The 21,383-nt window shown below is 66.6% G+C and carries 25 protein-coding genes; 15 read left to right on the plus strand and 10 right to left on the minus strand.

Annotated features, from left to right (window positions below; genetic code table 11):
* The 4 genes from QFZ23_RS03810 (at position 1) to QFZ23_RS03825 (ending at position 3,329) form a co-directional block, all read left to right on the plus strand.
* Positions 1-1,038 (plus strand): carbohydrate ABC transporter permease, encoded by a 1,038-nt coding sequence (locus QFZ23_RS03810; RefSeq protein ID WP_306920605.1) that lies wholly within the window; start codon positions 1-3, stop codon positions 1,036-1,038.
* Entirely contained in the window at positions 1,035-1,934 is a 900-nt protein-coding gene (locus QFZ23_RS03815) for a carbohydrate ABC transporter permease (RefSeq protein WP_306920606.1), read from the plus strand. The genes QFZ23_RS03810 and QFZ23_RS03815 overlap by 4 nt, the downstream gene beginning before the upstream one ends.
* On the plus strand, positions 1,931-2,194 hold the full coding sequence (locus QFZ23_RS03820) for a hypothetical protein (RefSeq protein ID WP_306920607.1): 264 nt from the start codon (positions 1,931-1,933) through the stop codon (positions 2,192-2,194). The genes QFZ23_RS03815 and QFZ23_RS03820 overlap by 4 nt, the downstream gene beginning before the upstream one ends.
* Positions 2,195-2,273: 79 nt before the next feature.
* Entirely contained in the window at positions 2,274-3,329 is a 1,056-nt protein-coding gene (locus QFZ23_RS03825) for a LacI family DNA-binding transcriptional regulator (protein ID WP_306920608.1), read from the plus strand.
* Positions 3,330-3,368: 39 nt separating this feature from the next.
* On the opposite strand, the gene QFZ23_RS03830 is transcribed toward QFZ23_RS03825, so the two are convergent.
* Both QFZ23_RS03830 and QFZ23_RS03835 read right to left on the minus strand, forming a co-directional pair.
* The gene (locus QFZ23_RS03830) at positions 3,369-4,268 is read right to left on the minus strand and encodes a hypothetical protein (RefSeq protein WP_306920609.1); all 900 of its coding nucleotides are present in this window, start codon (positions 4,266-4,268) and stop codon (positions 3,369-3,371) included.
* Positions 4,269-4,301: 33 nt separating this feature from the next.
* A complete protein-coding gene (locus QFZ23_RS03835; protein ID WP_306920610.1) occupies positions 4,302-5,108 on the minus strand; it encodes an exodeoxyribonuclease III in 807 nt (268 codons plus the stop codon).
* A 263-nt stretch (positions 5,109-5,371) separates the two neighbouring features.
* Here QFZ23_RS03835 and QFZ23_RS03840 point away from each other — a divergent pair, with 263 nt between their 5' ends.
* From QFZ23_RS03840 to QFZ23_RS03865, 6 genes are all read left to right on the plus strand, one after another.
* Complete coding sequence (locus QFZ23_RS03840; protein WP_306920611.1) at positions 5,372-6,871, plus strand: CoA-acylating methylmalonate-semialdehyde dehydrogenase; 1,500 nt, start codon at positions 5,372-5,374, stop codon at positions 6,869-6,871.
* A gap of 44 nt (positions 6,872-6,915) precedes the next feature.
* Positions 6,916-7,989, plus strand: a complete 1,074-nt coding sequence (locus tag QFZ23_RS03845; RefSeq protein WP_306926648.1) for an enoyl-CoA hydratase/isomerase family protein — start codon at positions 6,916-6,918, stop codon at positions 7,987-7,989.
* Positions 7,982-8,902, plus strand: a complete 921-nt coding sequence (gene mmsB, locus QFZ23_RS03850) for a 3-hydroxyisobutyrate dehydrogenase (protein WP_306920612.1) — start codon at positions 7,982-7,984, stop codon at positions 8,900-8,902. The genes QFZ23_RS03845 and mmsB overlap by 8 nt, the downstream gene beginning before the upstream one ends.
* A 39-nt stretch (positions 8,903-8,941) precedes the next feature.
* Entirely contained in the window at positions 8,942-9,721 is a 780-nt protein-coding gene (locus QFZ23_RS03855) for an enoyl-CoA hydratase (RefSeq protein ID WP_306920613.1), read from the plus strand.
* Between the two features lie 62 nt (positions 9,722-9,783).
* On the plus strand, positions 9,784-10,539 hold the full coding sequence (locus QFZ23_RS03860; protein WP_306926650.1) for a CPBP family glutamic-type intramembrane protease: 756 nt from the start codon (positions 9,784-9,786) through the stop codon (positions 10,537-10,539).
* 153 nt (positions 10,540-10,692) lie between these two features.
* On the plus strand, positions 10,693-10,956 hold the full coding sequence (locus tag QFZ23_RS03865) for a hypothetical protein (RefSeq protein WP_306920614.1): 264 nt from the start codon (positions 10,693-10,695) through the stop codon (positions 10,954-10,956).
* Here QFZ23_RS03865 and QFZ23_RS03870 read toward each other — a convergent pair.
* Positions 10,953-11,375, minus strand: a complete 423-nt coding sequence (locus QFZ23_RS03870; protein WP_306920615.1) for an ArsR/SmtB family transcription factor — start codon at positions 11,373-11,375, stop codon at positions 10,953-10,955. The two genes, QFZ23_RS03865 and QFZ23_RS03870, sit on opposite strands and share 4 nt — an antisense overlap.
* Before the next feature lie 342 nt (positions 11,376-11,717).
* Here QFZ23_RS03870 and QFZ23_RS03875 point away from each other — a divergent pair, with 342 nt between their 5' ends.
* Positions 11,718-11,993, plus strand: coding sequence for a YegP family protein (locus QFZ23_RS03875; RefSeq protein ID WP_306920616.1), 276 nt, complete (start codon positions 11,718-11,720; stop codon positions 11,991-11,993).
* A gap of 17 nt (positions 11,994-12,010) precedes the next feature.
* A complete protein-coding gene (locus tag QFZ23_RS03880; RefSeq protein WP_306920617.1) occupies positions 12,011-12,697 on the plus strand; it encodes a PAS and ANTAR domain-containing protein in 687 nt (228 codons plus the stop codon).
* Between the two features lie 32 nt (positions 12,698-12,729).
* Here QFZ23_RS03880 and QFZ23_RS03885 read toward each other — a convergent pair whose 3' ends face one another.
* A complete protein-coding gene (locus tag QFZ23_RS03885) occupies positions 12,730-13,236 on the minus strand; it encodes a MarR family winged helix-turn-helix transcriptional regulator (RefSeq protein WP_306920618.1) in 507 nt (168 codons plus the stop codon).
* A gap of 3 nt (positions 13,237-13,239) precedes the next feature.
* Positions 13,240-15,000: an AMP-binding protein gene (locus QFZ23_RS03890; RefSeq protein WP_306920619.1), complete on the minus strand. Its 1,761-nt coding sequence runs from the start codon at positions 14,998-15,000 to the stop codon at positions 13,240-13,242.
* A 137-nt stretch (positions 15,001-15,137) separates the two neighbouring features.
* Between QFZ23_RS03890 and QFZ23_RS03895 the strand changes: the two genes are divergently transcribed.
* Positions 15,138-16,343: an acyl-CoA dehydrogenase family protein gene (locus tag QFZ23_RS03895; RefSeq protein ID WP_306920620.1), complete on the plus strand. Its 1,206-nt coding sequence runs from the start codon at positions 15,138-15,140 to the stop codon at positions 16,341-16,343.
* A gap of 39 nt (positions 16,344-16,382) precedes the next feature.
* Here QFZ23_RS03895 and QFZ23_RS03900 read toward each other — a convergent pair whose 3' ends face one another.
* The 5 genes from QFZ23_RS03900 to QFZ23_RS03920 form a co-directional block, all read right to left on the minus strand.
* Complete coding sequence (locus QFZ23_RS03900; protein WP_306920621.1) at positions 16,383-16,970, minus strand: DinB family protein; 588 nt, start codon at positions 16,968-16,970, stop codon at positions 16,383-16,385.
* A gap of 94 nt (positions 16,971-17,064) precedes the next feature.
* Complete coding sequence (locus QFZ23_RS03905) at positions 17,065-17,268, minus strand: cold-shock protein (protein ID WP_003799085.1); 204 nt, start codon at positions 17,266-17,268, stop codon at positions 17,065-17,067.
* A 184-nt stretch (positions 17,269-17,452) separates the two neighbouring features.
* Positions 17,453-17,773, minus strand: a complete 321-nt coding sequence (locus QFZ23_RS03910; protein ID WP_306920622.1) for a putative quinol monooxygenase — start codon at positions 17,771-17,773, stop codon at positions 17,453-17,455.
* Between the two features lie 123 nt (positions 17,774-17,896).
* A complete protein-coding gene (locus tag QFZ23_RS03915) occupies positions 17,897-18,523 on the minus strand; it encodes a response regulator (protein ID WP_306920623.1) in 627 nt (208 codons plus the stop codon).
* The gene (locus tag QFZ23_RS03920) at positions 18,520-19,719 is read right to left on the minus strand and encodes a sensor histidine kinase (protein ID WP_373427920.1); all 1,200 of its coding nucleotides are present in this window, start codon (positions 19,717-19,719) and stop codon (positions 18,520-18,522) included. Before QFZ23_RS03920 ends, QFZ23_RS03915 begins: the two co-directional genes overlap by 4 nt.
* A 254-nt stretch (positions 19,720-19,973) precedes the next feature.
* On the opposite strand from QFZ23_RS03920, the gene QFZ23_RS03925 reads away from it, so the two are divergent.
* Positions 19,974-20,576 (plus strand): GlcG/HbpS family heme-binding protein, encoded by a 603-nt coding sequence (locus QFZ23_RS03925; RefSeq protein ID WP_306920625.1) that lies wholly within the window; start codon positions 19,974-19,976, stop codon positions 20,574-20,576.
* Between the two features lie 163 nt (positions 20,577-20,739).
* Entirely contained in the window at positions 20,740-21,375 is a 636-nt protein-coding gene (locus QFZ23_RS03930; protein WP_306920626.1) for an ankyrin repeat domain-containing protein, read from the plus strand.
* Positions 21,376-21,383 lie beyond the last annotated feature (8 nt).

Genomic DNA, 21,383 nt, shown 5'->3' on the forward strand with positions numbered 1-21,383 from the left:
ATGGCAACCGAAGTAGGCCCGACGCCGGTCAAGGCACCGGCGTCGGGCGGCGCCCCGATCCACCACGGCCCCAAGGGCGTGGGTGAGGATAACAAGATTCTCAGTCAGGGGAAGTGGGCCTCGTGGCTCCTTGCCCCGACCATCATCGCCCTTGCCGTGGTGATCGTTTACCCGATCGTCAGCGCAATCGTGATGTCCTTCCAGAAGGATGCCGGCCTCGATCCCGCGACCGGCCTCTTTACCGCAGGCGGGCCGGCAGGCGTCCAGAACTACGTCAACTGGATCGCCCAGCAGTGTTCCGCCCCTGCCGGCGGAACGGTGGCTTGCCCGCCGGGCACGCTTGGTGCACAGTTCTGGTCGGCCACGGCAACAACGTTCTTCTTCACCGTGGTCACCGTCGCCTTCGAAACCGTTCTGGGTTTCTGGATGGCAATGATCATGGCCCGCACCTTCAAGGGCCGGAGCATGGTCCGCGCCGCTGTACTGGTGCCGTGGGCCATCCCCACGGCCGTCACCGCGAAGCTCTGGTTCTTCATCTTCGCGTTTGAAGGCATCGCCAACAAGATGTTCAACACCTCGATCCTGTGGACCGGCAGCGAATGGCCGGCGAAGTGGGCAGTGGTGATCGCGGACGTCTGGAAGACGACGCCGTTCATGGCTTTGCTGATCCTGGCCGGACTCCAGATGATCCCGGCCGAGGTTTACGAGGCTGCCAAGGTCGACGGCGCCACCGCCTGGCAGCGCTTCAGGCTGATCACGCTCCCGCTGGTGAAGCCCGCCCTGATGGTGGCCATCCTGTTCCGCACGCTGGACGCGCTGCGCATGTTTGACCTTCCGTACATCCTGACGGGCGGGGCGAACAACACCACCACGCTGTCCATCCTGGTGATCAACCAAATCAGGCAAGGGTTCAATGCCGCCGCGGCGTTGTCGACCATCACCTTCATCATCATCTTTCTTGTCGCGTTCATCTTTGTCCGGTTCCTCGGGGCAAATGTTGTTGAACAGAGCGGCGCCACCGGTAAGGGGAAGAAATGACCGCCGCGACATCCGCCGCCACAACTCTGCGCGCGGAGCAGGACCGAGGCCGCCGCAACGCCCAGAACAAGGAGAAGTGGGCGCAGGGCAGGACCTACATCAGCGCCGCCGTCATCCTGATTTGGTGCCTGGCACCCGCGTACTGGATGGTGGTGACGGCGTTCCGCGAGGTGGGCTTCACCTACGACACCTCGCTCCTGCCCAGCCATGTCACGCTGGACAACTTCAACACCGCATTCGACACCTCGTTCGGCAACCGGTTCGGCCAGGCGCTGCTGAACAGCGTCTTCATCGGCGGCGTGGTCACGCTGGTATCGCTGGTCATCGGTGTTTTCGCGGCATATGCGCTCGCGCGGCTGAACTTCCGGTTCAAGTACTTGGTGCTCGGTTTCATCCTGGGCGCATCCATGTTCCCGGGCGTTGCCCTGATCACCCCGCTGTTCCAGCTGTTCACCAACATCGGCTGGATGGGTACCTACCAGGCGCTGATCATCCCGAACATTTCGTTCGTCCTGCCGCTGACGGTGTACACCATGACCTCCTTCTTCCGGGAGATGCCGTGGGAACTGGAGGAGTCGGCCCGGGTGGACGGCTGCACGCAGGGACAGGCGTTCCGCAAGGTCATCATGCCCCTCGCCGCGCCGGCCATCTTCACCACGGCGATCCTGGCGTTCATCTCCTCGTGGAATGAATTCCTGATCGCCAGCCAGCTCTCCAGCGATGCGACGCAGCCGGTGACGGTGGCCATCGCCAACTTCGCCGGGGCCCAGCCGAACCAGGTGCCGTATACGGCCATCATGGCTGCCGGCACCATCGTCACCATCCCGCTGGTCATCCTGGTGCTGGTGTTCCAGCGCAAGATTGTGGCCGGCCTGACGGCGGGCGCTGTCAAGTGACGCACGGAGCAGCACCACAGGGCAGGAAGCCGGCACCGATCGCGCCAAAACGCGTACGGTCCGGGGAGGACTTCGACATCATCATCGGATTCCTTGGCTTCTGGGCCGTGGTGCTGCTCGTCGCCACCGTCTGGATGGAGCTGACGGCGCAGTCCGCCCTAGGGTGGGCGCTGGGGCTGCTGGCCACACTGCTGGCACTGTATGGCATGGTCAGGCTCCGTAGGCGCCTCCCCGCACGCACGGCCACGCGCCGCACGTGAGCACGCGGGATTAAACTGGATTCTTGCCGCCGGGAGAACAGCGTGGCGGAAATCTGCATGAGGGTATAGAGAGGACATCGTGGCGCGCACTACTGAAAGGGCACAGCGCGGTGGCCACTCAGGAGTCAGTATCGAAGACGTGGCGGCGGCCGCCGGCGTCTCCACGGCGACCGTTTCCCGAGCCGTGCGCGGCCTGCCCCGCGTCTCGCCGGCCACCCGGGAAAAAATCCTTGAGGTGGCCACGGCGCTGGGTTACGTCGCCTCATCCTCGGCGTCCGGGCTTGCCACCGGGCGCACCAAGACCATCGGCGTGCTGGCTCCGTTTGTGAGCCGGTGGTTCTTCTCGAAGGCCATCGAGGGCGCTGACCGCGAACTGCATGCCCGGCAGTACAACCTTTCCCTCTTCAACCTCGGGGGCCACGGCAGCCACCGCGAGCGGCTCTTCAGCAAGACCATGGTCTACAAGCAGATCGACGCCCTCCTGGTCCTGTGTATGGCGCTGACCCGGGACGAGCTGGAGCATCTGCAGAAGATCGACATTCCGCTGGTGGTGGTCGGCGGCCACGTGGAGGAATGCGCCTACATCGGCATCGACGACTACGCGGCAGCCTCCACCGCCGTCAAGCACCTGATCGAACTCGGCCACAGGGACATTGCGCTGCTGCACGGCGACGACGAAACGGACCTCAACTTCGATGTTCCGCGGGTCCGCATCCTGGCCTTCCAGGACGTCATGACGGCCGCGGGCCTTGACGTCCGGCCCGAGTGGGATGAGTGGGGAGACTTCACCCTCCGCAGCGGCCAGGAAGCGATCCGGCGCCTGTGGGCCCAGCCCGGTGCAAAACCGACCGCCATCTTCTGCGCGTCCGATGAAATGGCCATGGGGGTCATCTTCGAAGCGCAGCGTGTCGGCGTCCGGGTTCCGGAGGAGCTGTCCGTGATCGGCATCGACGACCACGATTTTTCCGACGCCGTCGGCCTCACCACAGTGGGGCAACGGCCCGACGAGCAGGCAGAGCTTGGTACCAAGATGCTGCTCGATGAACTCCTGGGGATCCCGGGTTCGGTACGGTCCTCCGTCGCCCCGCACCGCCTCATAGTCAGACGCACGACGGCGCCTCCCCGGTCCTCCTAGCAGCGCACCGTGGGTGCCGGACTGGGGATCAGCGCCGGGTTACGAGGCCCGGGCCAGCTGGCGGATCGGGATCCAGCGCGAGGCAAGCCGGCGGTAGGCGGCGGCGGCGCCGGTCATGTCACCCTCCGCGAGGCACTCGATGCCCAGCCGCACGTCCATGGGGGAGTCGTCCGGGTAGACCTTGTCCGCCACCGCGCCGTAGTCCAGTTCCACCATCGAATCCGCGTGGAAGAGCTCCAGCCATTCAGTGAGCTGGGTGAGGTCATCCAGCATGTCCAGGTCCGGCGCGGCGAGGGCCAGGTTCGCCACGGCGTAGCGCACCCGGTCGAGGGCGTCGGAAATGGGCGTCCACACGCGCACGGTGAGGATCCGGCCACCCGCCTCCACAACGTCCTGCGGATCGGACTCGAGGAACAGCGAGAACCAGCTGAAGGGGATGCCCCAGGTGGAAGCCCGGGTGTGCACCTTGGTGATGCCCTCGCGGGCATTGACCAGGTCGATGCGTTCCTGGTGCCTGTCCCGCTGCTCCTCGGGTATCAACAGCTCGGCCAGGGGTCCGTGGATGCCCTCGATCAGCGCGTTTGCCGCCAACCCGGCCCGAAGCACCAGCTGGCTGGGGCAGTAAAGCAGCGCGACGCCGTCGGCCGTTTCCTCCTCCGAACCTTCCTTGCCGGCATCCTCCACGGGGACGCCCGGGGCGCGGGTGACGCGCACCAGGTCGGTCCGCCCGGTGGGGAACGGATCGCCGCCGGGCCGGGTGATCCGCCCCAGGGAAGCCAGCAGCTCCGCGTTTTCGACCGCAGCGCGGGACACCGCCCGCTCGCCGGCTGACTTGATGGCGGCGCGCTGCTCCTCGGGGAACGCGTCCAGCGGCTCATAAACGCGCAGCGTGGAGGAAAACGGGAGCCCGGCCTGGCCTCGGTAGAGGTTGCCCGTCATGAATGCCTGCCTGTCATCAGCCGTCAGCCTCCATCAGTCGGTCAGTTCCACAATCACCGGTGCGTGGTCGGACGCGCCCTTGCCCTTGCGTTCCTCCCGGTCGATCGACGCGCCGGAGACCCGCGAGGCGAGGGCAGGCGAGGCGAGCACGAAGTCGATCCGCATGCCCTCCTTCTTGGGGAAGCGCAGCTGGGTGTAGTCCCAGTACGTGTAGACGCCCGGGCCCGGGGTGTGCGGGCGCACGACGTCGGAGTAGCCCACGGACTCGAAGGCGCGGAACGCGGCGCGCTCCGGTTCGCTGACGTGGGTGTAGCCCTGGGTGAGGAACAGGTCGATGTCCCAGACGTCATCGTCCGTGGGCGCGATGTTCCAGTCGCCCATCAGCGCGACCTGCGCGGACGGGTCCTCGGAGATCCAGCCTGCCGCGTGGTTCTTCAGGGAATCAAGCCACTTGAGCTTGTAGGGCATGTGCTCGTCGTCGAGGGAGCGGCCGTTGGGGACGTAGAGGCTCCAGACCCGGACTCCGCCGCAGGTAGCGGCCATGGCGCGGGCTTCCTGGACCGGTTCCTTGCCCGCCTTGCCGAAGTGCGGCTGGTCCGTGAAGCCGCGTTCGACGTCGTCCAGGCCCACGCGCGAGGCGATGGCCACACCGTTCCACTGGTTTACGCCGAAGTGCGCCACCTCGTAGCCCATGCGCTCGAACAGCTCCCACGGAAAGTTGTCGTCCTTGCACTTGGTTTCCTGGATGGCCAGGACGTCGCAGTCGGAGCGCTGCAGCCACGCCTCCACACGGTCGGCACGGGCACGCAGCGAGTTCACATTCCAGGTAGCTATCTTCACAGTCCTAACTTACCGAACTTGGACCCGGATGGGACTCCAGGCGGATGGCGGCGCGGTGCCGCCCGAACCGCGCCCAAAACGGGGCACTTTGGCGCGGACACGCCGGGATTTGGCACCCCGGGGCAGTGCCTACGCATCAAAGTGCCCCGCGACGGCGGCAGCTCACGGCCGCTGCCAACCCCGCCTCAGGGACTCTGGAATTTAGTAGGAAGTCCGAGTAGATTCAGCACCAGAGATAGCCGGGGTCATGCAAAGGAGCATTGATGGTTCGCGAACTTTCCCACTACATTGGCGGGCGGCGGGTAGACGGCACGTCCGGCCGGTACGGCGATGTCTTTGATCCCTGCACCGGAGAGGTCCAGGCCAAGGTGCCGCTGGCGGGCGCGGAGGAAGTCCGCAACGCCGTCGCGAACGCCGAAAAGGCCCAGCCGGAGTGGGGCGCCATGAACGCCCAGCGGCGCGGCCGCATCCTGCTCAAATTCGTGGACCTCGTAAATGAGAACATGGACGAGCTGGCCGCCCTCCTGTCCTCGGAGCACGGGAAGACCCTCGCCGACGCGAGGGGCGACATCCAGCGCGGCATCGAGGTGGTGGAGTTCGCCGCCGGCGCCCCGCACCTGCTCAAGGGCGAGTTCTCCGACGACGCCGGCGCGGGCATCGACGTGCACTCCATGCGCCAGCCGCTGGGCGTGGTTGCAGGCATCACGCCCTTCAACTTCCCGGCCATGATCCCGCTGTGGAAGTCCGGACCCGCGCTCGCGGCAGGCAACGCTTTCATCCTCAAGCCGTCCGAACGCGATCCGTCCGTGCCGCTGCGCCTGGCCGAGCTCTACTCCCAGGCTGGGGTGCCGGACGGAGTCTTCAACGTGGTCAACGGCGACAAGGAAGCCGTGGACGCGCTGCTCGAGGATGGGCGCGTGCAGGCGATCGGCTTCGTGGGTTCCACCCCGATCGCCCAGTACATCTACGCCACGGCGGCGGCGCACGGCAAGCGGGCGCAATGCTTCGGCGGCGCCAAGAACCACATGGTGATCATGCCGGACGCAGACCTGGACATGGCCGCCGATGCCCTGATCGGGGCTGGCTACGGGTCGGCCGGGGAACGCTGCATGGCAGTTTCCGTGGCCGTTCCTGTGGGGGAGGAGACCGCGAACAGCCTTGTGGCACGGCTGCAGGAACGGATCAAGTCCCTGAAGGTGGGCCACAGCCTGGCCAAGGACTCCGACTTCGGACCGGTGGTAACGCCAGCCGCCAAGGAGCGGATCGAGGGATACATCAAATCCGGCGAGGAGGAGGGCGCCTCGCTCCTGGTGGACGGCCGCGGCCTGGCCGTGGACGGCTATGACGGCGGGTTCTGGGTTGGTCCCACGCTGTTCGACAACGTCACCAAGGACATGAAGATCTACCGCGAGGAGATCTTCGGCCCCGTGCTCAGCGTCCTCCGCGCATCCGACTACAACGAGGCCCTCCGGCTCTGCAGCGAGAACGAGTTCGGGAACGGCGTGGCCATCTTCACCCGCGACGGGGACGCGGCCCGGGACTTCGCCAGCCGGGTGCAGGTGGGCATGGTGGGCATCAATGTCCCCATTCCGGTGCCCATTGCCTACTACACCTTCGGCGGCTGGAAGGCATCCGGATTCGGCGACCTCAACCAGCACGGCGCCGACGCCTTCCGCTTCTACACGAAGACCAAGACCGTGACCTCACGCTGGCCCTCCGGCATCCGGCAGGGCGCCAGCTTCATCATGCCGGAAGGAAGCTGATGACTGAACCTGCCCCGAACGGGACGCCGGCAAACCCGGCCGAGATGCTTCCTGAACAGGAGGTGCCTTCCGAACAAGAGGTGGTGTTCGAACAACGGGGCAAGCTGGGGGTGGTCACGCTCAACCGGCCCAGGGCAGTCAACGCCCTCACGGCCGGCATGGTCTCCGCCATTCTGGAACAGCTCACCGCCTGGGCGGACGATGACAGCGTGGCCACCGTGCTGGTCCAGGGTGCCGGCAACCGCGGACTGTGCGCCGGCGGGGACATCGTGGCCATCTACCGGGACATCCTCGCCGGCGGCGACGAAACCGCCGGCTTCTGGGCGGACGAATACCGGCTGAACTCGCTCATCGGGCGGTTCCCCAAGCCTTATGTGGCGTTCATGGACGGCCTAGTGCTGGGCGGCGGCGTGGGCATCTCCGCACACGGTTCACTGCGCGTCGTCACCGAGCGGACCCGGACCGGGATGCCGGAGACCACCATCGGGTTCGTGCCCGACGTCGGCGGCACCCTCCTGCTGTCACGCTCACCCGGGGAGGCTGGTACGCATGCCGCCCTCACCGGCGCCCACCTCAGCGGGGCGGATGCGCTTTTCCTGGGGCTTGCCGATTACTTTGTCCCGTCCGGAAGCCTCGCGGACCTCGCGGCGGCGCTGGAAAACGAAAGTGCGGAAGCCGCCGTCGTGCGCTTTGCCGAAAAGGCGCCTGCCTCGGCGCTGGAGGCACAGCGGGACTGGATCGACGCCTGCTATTCAGCGGACGACGCCGAGGAGATAGTCCGGCGGCTTCGTGCCGCTGGCGGGGAGGCCGCTGCGGCCGCTGACACCATCGAAGAGAAGTCGCCCACTTCCGTCAAGGTGACCCTGGCCTCGCTCCGCAGGTCGCGGGGGCTGACGCTCGACCAAGCGCTAACCGAGGAATACCGCGTGGGACTGCGGTGCCTCGCCGGACCGGACTTCCGGGAGGGGATCCGGGCGCAGGTGGTGGACAAGGACCGCAACCCTCAGTGGCAGCCCGCCACGCTGCACGAGGTACACGCGGACGACGTCGAGCGGTACTTTGCGCCGTTGGGGGATCGGGAACTGGTTTTGTGGGAAAGGGAGTCGGACCATGCCTGAAGAAGCGAAACCGCGCATTGCCTTCCTGGGATTGGGCCACATGGGCGGTCCCATGGCGGTCAACCTGGTCAAGGCAGGCTACGAAGTCACCGGCTTCGACGTGGTGCCCGCCGCGCTGGATGCCGCGCGCGAGCAAGGCATCCCGGTCGCCGAGAGTGCCGCGGAAACCATCCCCGGAGCGGACGTCGTGCTCACGATGTTCCCGAGCGGGCAACATGTGCTGGACGCCTACCGCGGCGGGGACGGACAGCCCGGACTGCTGGAGGCAGCGGCGCCGAACACCATGTTCCTGGACTGCTCCACCATCAATGTGGACGAGGCGCGGGAAGCCGCCCGGCTGGCCCTCGACGCAGGGCACCGCTCCGTGGACGCGCCAGTTTCCGGCGGCGTTGTGGGGGCGGAGGCCGGCACGCTGACGTTCATGGTCGGCGCACTGCCGGAGGACTTCGAGGCAGTGCGGCCACTGTTTGACGTCATGGGCAAACGCGCGGTGCTGTGCGGAGAGCACGGCGCCGGTCAGGCAGCGAAGGTCTGCAACAACCTCATCCTGGGCGTCTCGATGATCGCCGTCAGCGAAGCGTTCGTGCTCGGGGAGAAGCTGGGCCTGTCGCACCAGGCCCTCTTCGACGTCGCGTCCGCGGCGTCAGGGCAGTGCTGGGCCCTCACCACGAACTGCCCTGTCCCGGGGCCGGTGCCCACCAGCCCGGCGAACCGCGACTATCAGCCGGGGTTCGCCGGAGCCCTGATGGCCAAGGACCTTCGGCTGGCCCTGAACGCCCTTCAGTCCAACGGCGTCGCCGCCCGTATGGGCCCGCTGGCCTCCGAAATTTACGACGCCTTTGCGGCGGAAGGCGGCGCCGGCCGGGATTTCTCCGGCATCATCACCGACATCCGGGACAAGTCAGGACAGTAGGCTTAGTTTTAGGACGTACCAACCACGTGAGGGACAGGGATGACGCACGAGTACGGGAACATTCTGGTGGAACGCCGCGGGCGCGTTGGCCTCGTCACCCTGAACAGGCCCGAGGCCCTTAATGCCTTGGACAGGACCACCCTGGAAGAACTCGTGGCGGCGGTTTCGGCCATGGACACGGATCCTGGCGTTGGCGCTGTCGTAATCACCGGCTCGGGAAAGGCCTTCGCCGCGGGCGCCGACATCAAGGAGATGGCGGACAAGGGATACCTCGAGATGTACGACGCCGACTGGTTCCGCGGGTGGGAGGACCTCACCCGGCTGCGCATCCCGCTGATCGCGGCCGTGTCCGGATTCGCGCTGGGCGGCGGCTGCGAGCTGGCCATGATGTGCGACTTCATCATCGCCGGCGACAACGCCAAATTCGGCCAGCCCGAGATCAACCTCGGAGTTGTGCCGGGCATGGGCGGGTCCCAGCGGCTCACCCGCGCCGTGGGCAAGGCCAAAGCGATGGACATGATCCTCACCGGGCGGTTCATCGACGCGGACGAGGCAGAACGCTCAGGCCTGGTGGCACGGGTGGTACCTGCCGCGGATACCGTGGAGGAGGCCCTGAAGGCCGCGGAGGTCATCGCGTCCAAGTCGAAGCCGGCCGCCATGCTGGCCAAGGAAGCCGTCAACGCGGCCTTCGAGACGGGGCTGGCACAGGGCGTGCTGTTTGAACGGCGGCTGTTCCATTCGCTCTTCGCCTCTGAGGACCAGAAGGAAGGCATGGCTGCTTTCGCAGAGAAGCGCCAGCCGGAGTTCAGGCACCGGTGAGCGCCCGGTTGACCGGGGAGCGCACCGTGCAGGGGACATCCCTGCGCGTTGTCCCGGCAGCCATGGTCTCGCTGGCCGGCTTTGTCCTGTTCGGGCTGGACCAGAGCCTGCCGGGGTATGCCCTGCTCGCCGCAGGGCTCGTAGTGGCGGCGCTGGTGGACCGGCTGCTGCTCCGCGACCTCGCGCTGATTGCAGCCGGAGTGGCCATCATCAGTGCCGTGCCGATCACCACCGACGTCAGCACCTCCCACATGCTCGTCATGGGCTCAGCCATGATCGCGGCCGTGGGGATCCCCTATGCCGTGTCTCGGTTCGTCACCAAGGAACATACGGTGGTGTTTCCGGTCCGGACCGGGCAGAAATGGACGCGTGCGGAGAAATGGTACCTGCCCGCCGTCGTGCTGATTGGCTATGCCCTGCTGCCCGTGTACATGATCCGGACCGGGGTCTACATTAACTGGCCGGCAGTGCACGACCCCGAGGGCATCGCGCGGCTTTTCGTCGGCACCAACGCCCTGGGCATCTGGGATGAGCTGTTCTTCATCTGCACCTGCTTCGCGCTGCTGCGCCGCCACCTGCCTGACTGGCAGGCCAACCTGCTGCAGGCCGTCCTGTTTACCTCCTTCCTGTGGGAACTGGGGTTCAGGTCCTGGGCACCGCTCTTCATCTACCCGTTCGCCCTGCTGCAAGCCCGCATCTTCACCGTGACCAAGTCGCTGTCGTATATCGTGAGCGTGCACCTGCTCTTCGACTTCGTGCTGTTCCTGGTGCTGCTCCACGCGCACAACCGGGCGTGGATCGACATCTTCCTGTACTGATTCCAGGGCCTGAGAAGAGGCAGGGTCCATTAAGAGGCAGGGTCCGTCCGCTAATGGCCGCCCGGATTTCACCTGCAGTTAATCGCTATGCCTTAGCCTTGCACTTCAGGCAAACGTGTTTATTCAGGCAAACGTCAAAAAAGGGGAACGATCGTGGCCGACATCGCTGCTGTACTGGGACGGCTCACCGCGGCTGAGCTTGAAGAAATCCACGCCACAGGTCCGCAGGGGCACCTGAGCCGCAGGATCGTGGACGCGCTGGACCGGGCTGCCGGTGGTCCGGGCGGCGGCCGCGGCTACTATGTTCCGGCCGGAAGTGTCAGCGGAACCGGCAGCCCGCACGTGGTGCTGAGAAGCGACGTCGCAGCCTGGCTTTTCGGGCATTCCGCACCGGCTGCCGTCGCCGACCCTGCCTAAAAGCGGGCAGAAGCGGGCGCCGGCTGGCCTGCGGCCTGTGTAGCCGGCGTAAGGGCGGATGCTGGCGCCGCGCCGGGGGCGTCGTCGGATCCGCCGTTTTGCTGCTGCAGGCCGCCGTCGAGGATGGTGCCCAGCAGGCCACGGGCCGCTTCGAGGACGTGGCGTACTTCGGGAGACGTCAGTTCGTAGAACAGGCGGCCGTCCTTACGGGACGGAACGATGAGACGCTGGCGCCGCAGTATGCCGAGGTGCTGGGAGAGGTTCGAGGCTTCAAGACCGGTGCAGTCCCGCAGGTTGCTCACGGTCACCGGACCGCTGACCAGCATCTCCAGGACCAGGATGCGTGCCGGGTGGCCCATGGACTTGAACAGGTCCGCCTTTACCTCGGTGTGAATCACGCCGTCGGGCATGTCACCCATTATGGATTCCTTCCACTGTTCCTTGCCAGATGTTGCTAGCCAGGTATTGCTCGGCCCGCCGAACTGGTGCCCCCAAGGCGTATAGACCTAAGTATAGAGACAGAACGGTCTGTCTCCGCCGAGCGGGTGAACTTTTTGTTGGGTTAGTCCGCCCTGCAGAGGCGCGCTGGCCCGCCAACAGCGGCGGACAGACCTTGCCAAGAGGCCGTAACTAGTTCACAATTTCATAAATTCCTCAATTACCGCCCCCGCTCACCCGCGGGAGTGGCAAGGAAGAAAATCTCAGCTGCTTCCGGCGACGACGGCGTCCCGGACGCCGTGTTCCCGGATCCAGGAGGCTAAATGGCTGGCATGTTCGAACTCTTCATTGACGCAGAGGCTTCATTCAGATTCCAGCTCACCGCCCCGGACGGCACCGTGATGGCCGTATCCCGCCCTTTTCCCAGCAAAGCCGCTGCGGTCGAGGGCATTGCTGCCGTTCGTGAGTATGCCGGTATGGGGCACGTGAAGGAATTGGCCGCGGCACCGGCGGAGCACCGCTTCGTTTCCCGTCCGCATACCGCCGTCCGCCCCCTGTCCACGCGCATGCCCCTCCAGTTCCAGGGGACGGCCAGGTAGGGCGGCAGGGAGCTGCCATGAGCCTTCCGAAACCCGTGCGGGCCTACTCGAGCGCCCTCGGGCCGGCAGATTGTGTTGCCGGCACGTTCCACTACGACGCCACTTCGGGGCGGCTCGAATGGTCCGATGAGCTGTATACGCTCCACGGCTACCGCCGCGGCGAGATCGTGCCCACCGTGGAGCTTCTCTACGCCCACAAGAACCCGGATGACAGGGACCGCTGCCACGACATCTTCATGGCGGCCTGCGAAGCGGGCGGATTCTTCTGCAGCTACCACCGCATCATTGATGCGCGCCTTCGGGAACACCGTGTCCTCACCGCCGGCGAGGCGCTCCTGGAGGACGGCAGGCTCATTGCTGTTGAGGGATTCATCGTTGACCTGACCAGCACGCTGCACTGGGAAACGGAACGGGCGGCACGGGAAGCGGTTGCAGGTGCCCTTGGCACGCGGAGCACCATCGAACAGGCGAAAGGCATTCTGATGGGGATCCTGCGGATTGGTTCGGAGGCCGCCTTCGACCTGTTGGCCAAGTACAGCCAGGACACCAACATCAAGGTGGCCAGCACGGCTGCCGACCTCGTGCAGCTCGCCAACAGCCCGCAGCAGTCGGCATTGCTTGACACGTTCATCCAGGAGCTGCGGCGGCCCTCCGAAAGCCACGCGGACAGCCCGGCGGAGAAGGACGGCGTGCCCAGCTGCTAGCCGCAGGGCCGCTGGTCAGTCCGTAAAGCCGGTCAGTCCGTAAAGTCTCCGGCGCCGCGGCGGAAGTCGCCCAGAATCCGGATCAGCTGGTCCACATCCTGTTCGCCGAAACCGGAGTGGGCGAAAACCTCGGCGTTGAGCACCGCCGTCGCCCGTTTTGCCAGAGTGCGGCCTTCGGCCGTGAGTTCGATCAGGGTGGTGCGCCCGTCGGTTGGATGCGGCGACCGGACTACCAGCCCCGCCGTTTGGAGGCGGTCGACGGCGTTGGTCACCGAGGTGGGATGGACCTGGAGCAGGGCGCTCGCCTTGTTCATGGGCAGGGCGCCGCTCCTGGCGAAGCTGAGCAGCGCCAGCAGCTCATAGCGGGCAAAGGTCAGTCCGAACGGCTTTAGGGCCCCCTCGATGCGGGCCAGCAGGATTTGCTGGGTGCGCATGATTGCGGTGATGGCAGCCATCGGGGCGGCGACATCACCCCAGCCGTGGCTCTCCCAGTTGCGCTGTGCATCGGCAATCGGGTCACGGGGCAGCGGGGGGCTCACGGCTCAGCCCTGGCTTTTCAGGCCCGGGAAATCCGTTTCGGAGTATTCCGTTCCCAGGCCGAGGGGAACACTGGCCGCGCTGTGCTGAGTGCCGTCCGCGTGGCGGAGCTCCTCGCTGTGCCGCAGCTCGACCCGGCGGATTTTGCCCGAGATGGTTTTCGGCAGCTCGGCGAACTCCAAACGGCGGATGCGCTTGAACGGCGCCAGGTGGTCGCGGCAGTAGCGCAGGATCTCCTCGGCGAGCTCCGGTCCCGGTTCGTGGCCCTCCGCCAGCACCACGAATGCCTTGGGTACGGACAGCTTGAGCGGATCGGGGGATGGGACGACGGCGGCCTCCGCAACCGCCGGGTGCTCGATGAGCACGCTCTCCAGCTCGAACGGGGACAGCCGGTAGTCGGAGGACTTGAAGACGTCGTCGTCCCGGCCCACGTAGGTGATGACGCCGTGCTCGTCCCGGCTGGCCATGTCGCCCGTGTGGTAGTAGCCGCCGCGGAAAGCCTCGGCCGTTCTCTCCGGGTCACCGTAGTACGACTTCATCAGCCCGGCGGGGCGGGGATCCAGGCGCAAGCAGAGCTCGCCGTCGTCGGCTTCTTCTCCCGTCATCGGATCGACGAGGACCACGTCGTAGCCCGGCAGGGGCTGGCCCATGGCGCCGATTTTGACGGGCTGGCCGGGCGTGTTGGCCACCTGCACGGTGGTCTCGGTCTGGCCGAAGCCGTCGCGGATGGTCTGGCCCCAGGCGCGCTGGACCTGGCCGATGACCTCCGCGTTGAGCGGCTCGCCCGCCGAAACAACCTTGGTGGGCGGATTCCTGAGGATGCTGAGGTCGGCCTGAATGAGCATCCGCCAGACAGTGGGCGGGGCGCAGAAGCTGGTGACCTTCTCGCGGTCCATCTGCACCATGAGCGCCCTGGCATCGAAGCGTTGGTAGTTGTAGACGAACACGCAGGCCTCGGCAATCCACGGGGCGAACAGGTTGGACCAGGCGTGTTTCGCCCAGCCCGGGGAGGCCACGTTGAGGTGCACGTCGCCGGGCTCCAGGCCGATCCAGTACATCGTGGACAGGTGGCCCACCGGGTACGAGGTGTGCGTGTGTTCCACGAGCTTGGCCTTGGAGGTGGTGCCCGAGGTGAAGTACAGGAGCAGGGTTTCGTCCGCCAGGGTGGGCGCGTCGGGCGTGAAATCGGCGGGGGACTCCGCCGAACCCGCATACTGCAGCGCCTCGCCCGCGCGGCTGCCGGTGTCGGCGCCCCCGGCATCGGGGATTTCGATGAGACGGTAGCTGCCGGGCACGTCGGCAAACTTGCCAAGGTTGGAACTGCCGACGGCGGCCCAGCCCGCCTCCCCTCTCTCCACCCGGTCCTTCAGGTCCGCGGGACCCATGAGGGTGGTGGTGGGGATCAGCACCATGCCAAGCTTGATGCCGGCCAGCACGAGTTCCCACAGTTCCACCTGGTTGCCCAGCATAATGATCATGCGGTCGCCGCGCCTCACGCCCTGGCTGCGGAGCCAGTTGGCCACCTGGTTGGACCGTGCCGACAGCTCGGCGAAGCTGCGCCGGGCGGCCGAGCCGTCCTGCTCCACGATGACCAGCGCCGGGTTGGCGCCGCTGGCAGGATCACCGGCGATGGCGTCAAACCAGTCAAGTGCGAAATTGAACTCCGTGGGCCTCGGCCATTCGAAGCTGGTCCTTGCCTGGCGGTAGTCCTGGCGCAAAGTGAGCAGCTGGTCTCGTGCGGCACGGAAGTCGTCGGTGACTGTCATGGGGGCGCCTTTCACCTGGGGATGCACGTCCTAGTGATCCACATCACTGTGCAATATACTAGGACATCCAAGGGTTTGGAAGAGCGAAGGGATCTGTGCCCGTGCAGCCACAAGGACGTGACAGCGGACAGCCCGCAATGCCGACAACGGCGGAGGCCGCGGCAGGGGCAACGGGGAGTGCAGCGCCGCCGTTTGCCGATGCGGATCTTATGTACGTAGCGGACCTGCTTCCGCCAGCCGAGCGGACGCGCTATCTCGAAATCCGGGACTTCCTGCAGTCCAGGGTCCGGGCCCAATCCATCGAATACTGGAACAGGGAGGAGTTCCCGTTCGGTCTGCTCGCGGAGCTGGGAAAGCACGGACTGGGCGGGCTGCAGACGGACGGGACATCCACGCTCTTCAAGGGCCTCATGTACGTTGAGGTGGCCCGGGCCGACGTCTCCCTGTCAGCCCTGGTGGGCATTCACAACGAGCTGATCGTCGGCATGATCGACGCCCTGGGGTCGGACGAGCAGAAGCAGCGGTGGCTGCCGGGACTGACCGCTTTCACGCAGCTAGGGGCCTTCGCTTTGACCGAGCCGGAGCACGGCTCGGACATTGCCGGCGGCCTGGCCACCACCGCCCGGCTTGTGGACGGCGAATGGGTCATCGACGGCGCCAAGCGGTGGATAGGCGCAGGGACGATCGCCGACTTTGCGCTCGTGTGGGCCAGGGACACGGCCGACCAGCAGATCAAGGGCTTCATTGTTGAGACGGACCGCCCCGGCTATATGGCCACCAAGATCAGCAACAAGATCGGGCTGCGGATTATGCAAAACGCAGACATTCAGCTGGATGGAGTCCGCATTCCGGAAGCCAACATGCTCCCGGGGGCCACGGATTTCACCAAGGCCAATGAGCTGCTGAGGGATTCACGGGCGTGGGTGGGCTGGCAGGCTGCCGGGATTCAGCTGGCGGCCTTTGACGTTGCCCGCTCCTATTCGCTGCAGCGCCGCCAGTTCGGCAAGGAGCTGGCGCGCTTCCAGCTCATCCAGCAGCAGCTCGCCGAGATTCTGGGCAACGCTTCGGCCTCGCTGGCTCTGATGGCGCAGCTGGCCCGGATCCAGGCGGAGGGCAGGCTGGAAATGGCACAGGCGGCGATGGCCAAGGCCACCACCACCCGGCTGGCCCGCGCCTCCGTGGCTATGGGCCGGTCGCTGCTGGGCGGAAACGGTATCAGCAGCGACTTCGAGATGGGTAAGCTCTTCGGCGACGCGGAGATCCTGTACACGTACGAGGGCAGTTACGAGATCAATTCCCTGATTGTGGCGCGCGCGGTGACAGGGAAATCCGCCTTCGTATAGGCCGCACTGGCCGGTCAGGGCGTCACTCGGCCAGCCCCATTATTTGGCCAGGGTGGCGGCTTTCCGCGCTGCGGCCTCCAGTAGCTCCACGTAGGCGGCCTGCTCCGCGGCGCCCCGCCGTGGAAGGCTGGGGTCGTTGGGGCCCTGTCCGGCGGAACCGTCAATGAGTTCCCGGATGATGTCGGCATGCCCCAGGTGCTGCGCCGTCTCGGCACACATGTGCACCAGCATCTGGTGCAGCGTCACGTGCCTGCGTTCCTCCCGCCACCAGGGCACAAGCCCGGGAGCGTCCAAGGGCAGCGCTTCGATGGTGGCATCGGTGTGCGCCGCTGAGAAGTGGTGCAGCTCAGTGATCTCGGCACGGGTCTGCTCCGGGGTGGCCCACATGTCCGCGTCCGGCTCGGCGCCGTCGGCGAACCATGGCAGGTCCCGGTCGCTGGGCCGCCCGAACACCTCGCCGAAGTAGCCCAGTTCCACGCTGGCCACATGCTTGACCAGACCCAGGAGATTGGTGCCGGTGGGCGTCATTGGCCGGCGGACGTCATACTCACCCAGGCCGTCGAGCTTGGCCAGGAGCTGGGCGCGCCGTGTCCGCAGGTAATGGTGCAGGGTCGCTTTTTCATCCATGACGGCACTCTACCGGCGGGGGCACCGAAAACTGCGGGTACCAAAAACTCCCCTGCGCGTGCCAGGCACGGACAGGGGAGTCTTTGGAAAGCCGTTACAGCGGGCGAATGTTCTCTGCCTGCGGACCCTTGGGGCCCTGGGTCACTTCGAATTCGACCTTCTGGTTTTCATCCAGGGAGCGGTAGCCGCTGGAGGCAATTGCCGAGTAGTGGGCGAATACATCTGCCGATCCATCATCCGGAGCGATGAAGCCGAAGCCCTTTTCGGCGTTGAACCATTTAACTGTGCCTGTTGCCATTGCTACTTCCTTTGTAACCCTTATTCTGGTCCTGCTCCGACAGCAGGCAGAGGCGGAAACTGTTGTCCGCTGTCTCCAACCTATGGGCCTTCCGCCGGGCGTGCAATAGCTGCCGTCATCAGGAGCCCCACCTGTCACGGGAGATTCTGTCCACAATCGCTAATTAAAGACGCCGTTTCCTGGGCTAGGCCGTGCTGTCCGGCTCCTGTCCGGTGTCCTCCCACATCACATCGAGATTGCGGAATACCGGGGGACCGTCGCACAGGGCCGCCATCTTCGCGGCGAAGTCGGACGTCTCAGGCCGGTTGGAATTCTCCATCGCCGACTCGTAGGAGTCGAATTCCACGATGGTGAAGTACGTCCCGGGACGGTCGCGGTCCGCAGTGGCGGTGATGCGGCGGAACGTCGGGGCTGTGGTTCCCTCGGTTCTTGACGGGCGGCCCAGCGCTTCGACCTCCTCGATGCGCGAGGTCTGGAATTCGATGATCTGCACAAACCCGGCCATGACGGCTCCCCTCGACGGCGGTGGTGTCTGATGCGGATCACGGTAGACCCGGTGCCGGACCCGCGCAACCGTTTTATGGCGTGAGCAGCACCGGGCTGGGCCGCTGCACCGCCCCGGCGGCTGTCAGCGCATCCCCTCCCGGCGGATGGCGGTGGCGATGGCCGCTGCCCTGGTCTCCACGCCCAGCTTGGCGTAGATGTGGGCGAGGTGGGTCTTGACGGTGGCCTCGGAGATGAACAGCCGCTGCCCGAGCTCCCTGTTGCTCAGCCCCTCGGTGAGGAGGCTCAGCAGCTCGGCCTCCCGCGGGGTCAGGACCTCGTCAGGATTGCGCAGCTGCTGGAACAGGCGGGAGGCCACCGGCGGGCTCATGACGCTTTTGCCCTGGACGGCGCCGCGGATGGCAGCGAAGATCTCCTCCGGTGCGGCGTCCTTGAGGAGGTAGCCCATGGCGCCGGCATCCACGGCACGGACAATGTCGGCGTCGGAATCGTAGGTGGTGAAGACCAGCACGGCCTGCCTACGGTTGCGCTCGTGGAGCCTCCTGATGGCCTCGATCCCATCCATGCCCGGGCCCATGGCCAGGTCCATCACCACCACGTCGGGGGAGCGCCGCTCCACGGCGGCCAGGGCTTCCTCGCCGGAGGACGCCTCCGCCACCACGTCGATGTCCGGCTGGGTCCCCAGCAGGGCCTTCAGCCCGCTGCGGACCACGAGGTGATCGTCCACGAGGAGCACGGTAATGACGCTCATTCTTCCCCCTTTACGGGCAGCTGCGCCGCCACAACAGTTCCCTCGCCCGGGGCGCTTTCCACCGAGAAGGCGCCGCCCAGCTGCTCCACCCGCTGCCGCATGGCCCGCAGTCCGTAACCACCGGTGTCCGACGGCGGTGCTACCGCCGCCGGGTCGAAGCCCGCACCGTCGTCGTAGATGTCCAGCGTGACCGCATCCGGCAGGAAGCCAAGGGTGATGGTGGCGGTGCCCGCGGAGGCGTGCAGCTTGATGTTCGCGGCGGCGCTCTGCACCACCCTGAGGAGTGTATGCCGGACTTCGGCCGGGACTGCCCGGGGTTCACCGGTGACCAGCAGCCTGGCGTCCGGCACGTACTGGGAGGCGGCCTGCAGCAGGGCGTCCGGCAGCGGTGAGGCGTCGAGGCCGGGAGAGGCCAGTTCGTGGACCAGGCTGCGGGTGTCGGACAGGTTTCGGCGCAGCAGCTCACTGGCCTGCCGGAGATCCTGCCGGGACGCCGGCTCCGGCCAGGCGCGGTTAGCGGCTTCGAGCAGGAGCAGGCTGCTGGCGAGGCCCTGGGTCACGGTGTCATGGATCTCCCGGGAGACCCGCTCGCGCTCCGCGATGGTGCCCGCGCGGCGCTCGCTGGCGGCCAGCTGCCCCTGGGCGAGTGATACTTCGTGATGCAGGCGCCGCTGCTCGGCGGCGTCGTGCTCAATGCGGTCGTAGATCAGCGTCAGCAGGACGCCGACGGCGAGCGGGCCCAGGAGCATGGCCAGATCGCTGCCGTCGCTGAGCCGGAACAGCCCCGCGGCGGTTGCCGCGGCCGTCGCCCCCGCGGCCGCGTAGGCGACCGCCCCGGTGAAGGCGATGCGGCACAGGAAGAACAGCGCAAACGAACACCAGGCGAAGCTGGGCGCGGAGACCACCAGCACGGCCCAGACCGCCACGAGGATGAACATCCACAGTGCCCAGGGGCGCCGGCGCTGGGCGAGGACCGCGATGACCGCGTACAGGGCGCAGGCGGCTGCTGCCAGCGCGAGGACCAGGAGGTTGTCCTGGGCGCTGTGCCGCATCACGTAGCGCACCGCCGAGGCGACCATGAGCACGGCGAAACCGAGGTGGACCGCGGCGTCGATCCGTCCCAGCCGGCTGCCCGGAGCAGGGCCGGTGCGCGAGGGCGGAAGTTCCGGTGCGGCGGTGGGGGCTGGCGAGGGCATGGCGGGTCCGGTTCCGGTGGGTGACGTACTACGGACCATGCTATTGCCCGCGCCTTTGCTGGTCTCTCAGCCTTTTGGCTGATACCACCAGCCGAAAGAACCAGCCAGCCGCACCTGATGGCCTGATGCATCCGCTCCGAGGCAGGTCCACCATGGAAATGCAGCCGTTTGGCTGCGCCTGCCATCAAGGGATTCCGGTCCCGACAAACCCAGCCGGCCGCTCGCCGAAAGCCGCTCACCGAAGGAGAACCACCGTGAAGAAGTCCCAGAAGATTTTTGCCGCCGCGGCAGCCGGAGCGCTCGTGATCACCGCCGGTGCCACCGCCGTCGCCAATGCCGGATCAGGATCTTCCCCCGCGGCCGCTTCGGTCCAGCCTGCGGCAGGTCAGGCAGCAGTGCCGGCAGCAGTGCCCGCCGCAGATGTCCAGCCGAATGCAGACAACGTCGTCGCCCAGAACCGGATCTCCGTTGGCGCCTCGGCAAAGGCGGTGGGCGCGGCGCTCGCCAAGTGCCAGGCCGACAAGCTGCCGTTCGTGACCGTGGCCCTCGTTGACCGGTTCGGCACCGTCCAGGCGCTCCTGCGCGGCGACAACGCCGCCGAGCACACCATCGAGTCCGCCAAACAGAAGGCCTACACCGCAGCAGCGTTCGGCAGCCCCACGAGCGAACTCGCCAAGCGCATCAGCGGCAACGGGCCGAGCATCGCCGACCTTCCCGGCACCCTCTTCCTCCCGGGCGGCGTCCCGCTGAAGGTGAACGGCGTCTCCGTGGCGGGCATCGGCGTCGGTGGGGCCCCCGACGGCAAGCTCGATGAAGCATGCGCCGAGGCCGGCGCCGCCGCAATCGCCGTCAAGTAGGTTGCGGGCTTTGATCGGGGACGGGTACGACGGCGGCCGGCCGGCCACCGCTCTTCCGCTCGCGGGCTTGGCGGTACTGGTAGCGTCCCTGCTGGCCGGGTGCGCTTCCGGCTTCCCGTCGGCCGGTGGCCCGGCCCCGGCCAGTTCAAGCCAGGGAGGTTCAATGGCAGCGAGTTCCAGTGCACGCGATGGCAGTGCAACCCAGGGAAGCCCGACGGCGGCGGGCGGTTCCGTAATGGGCGGAACTACGCGGCCGCCGTCGTCCGCCCCCGCCGCCCCACGTCCCTCCCTGTCCCCGGCTGAACAGCAGAAGCTGGACCAGCGGCTGGTCCTGGCTGCCAAGGCCAACGACGCGGTGCTGGTGGCGCAGCTGATCCGGGAAGGCGGGAACGTGAACGCCAAGGATTCCATCCAGGACTCGGCCTTCCTCTACGCGGGTGCCGAGGGCTTCAACGAGATTCTGCGGCTGACCTTGGCCAACGGTGCGGACGTCAGGAGCATCAACCGTTTCGGCGGCACCGCCCTGATCCCGGCCAGTGAGCACGGGCATGTGGAGACAGTGCGGATCCTCATCGCCGCCGGCGTCCCTGTCAATCACGTGAACAAGCTCGGCTGGACCGCGATGCAGGAAGCCATCCTCCTGAACAACGGAGGCCCGAGGCAGCAGGACGTGGTCCGGCAGCTGCTCGATGCCGGCGCCGACCCCAACATCCGGGACCCGGAGGGCAGGACAGCTTTGGAGAACGCCGAGCGGCTGGGCTTTGCCGAAATCGCCCGCCTGATCCGCGCCCGCGGCTGAGGGCCGGG

The sequence above is a fragment of the Arthrobacter globiformis genome (assembly GCF_030818015.1).
Classification (GTDB): Bacteria; Actinomycetota; Actinomycetes; order Actinomycetales; family Micrococcaceae; genus Arthrobacter; species Arthrobacter globiformis_C.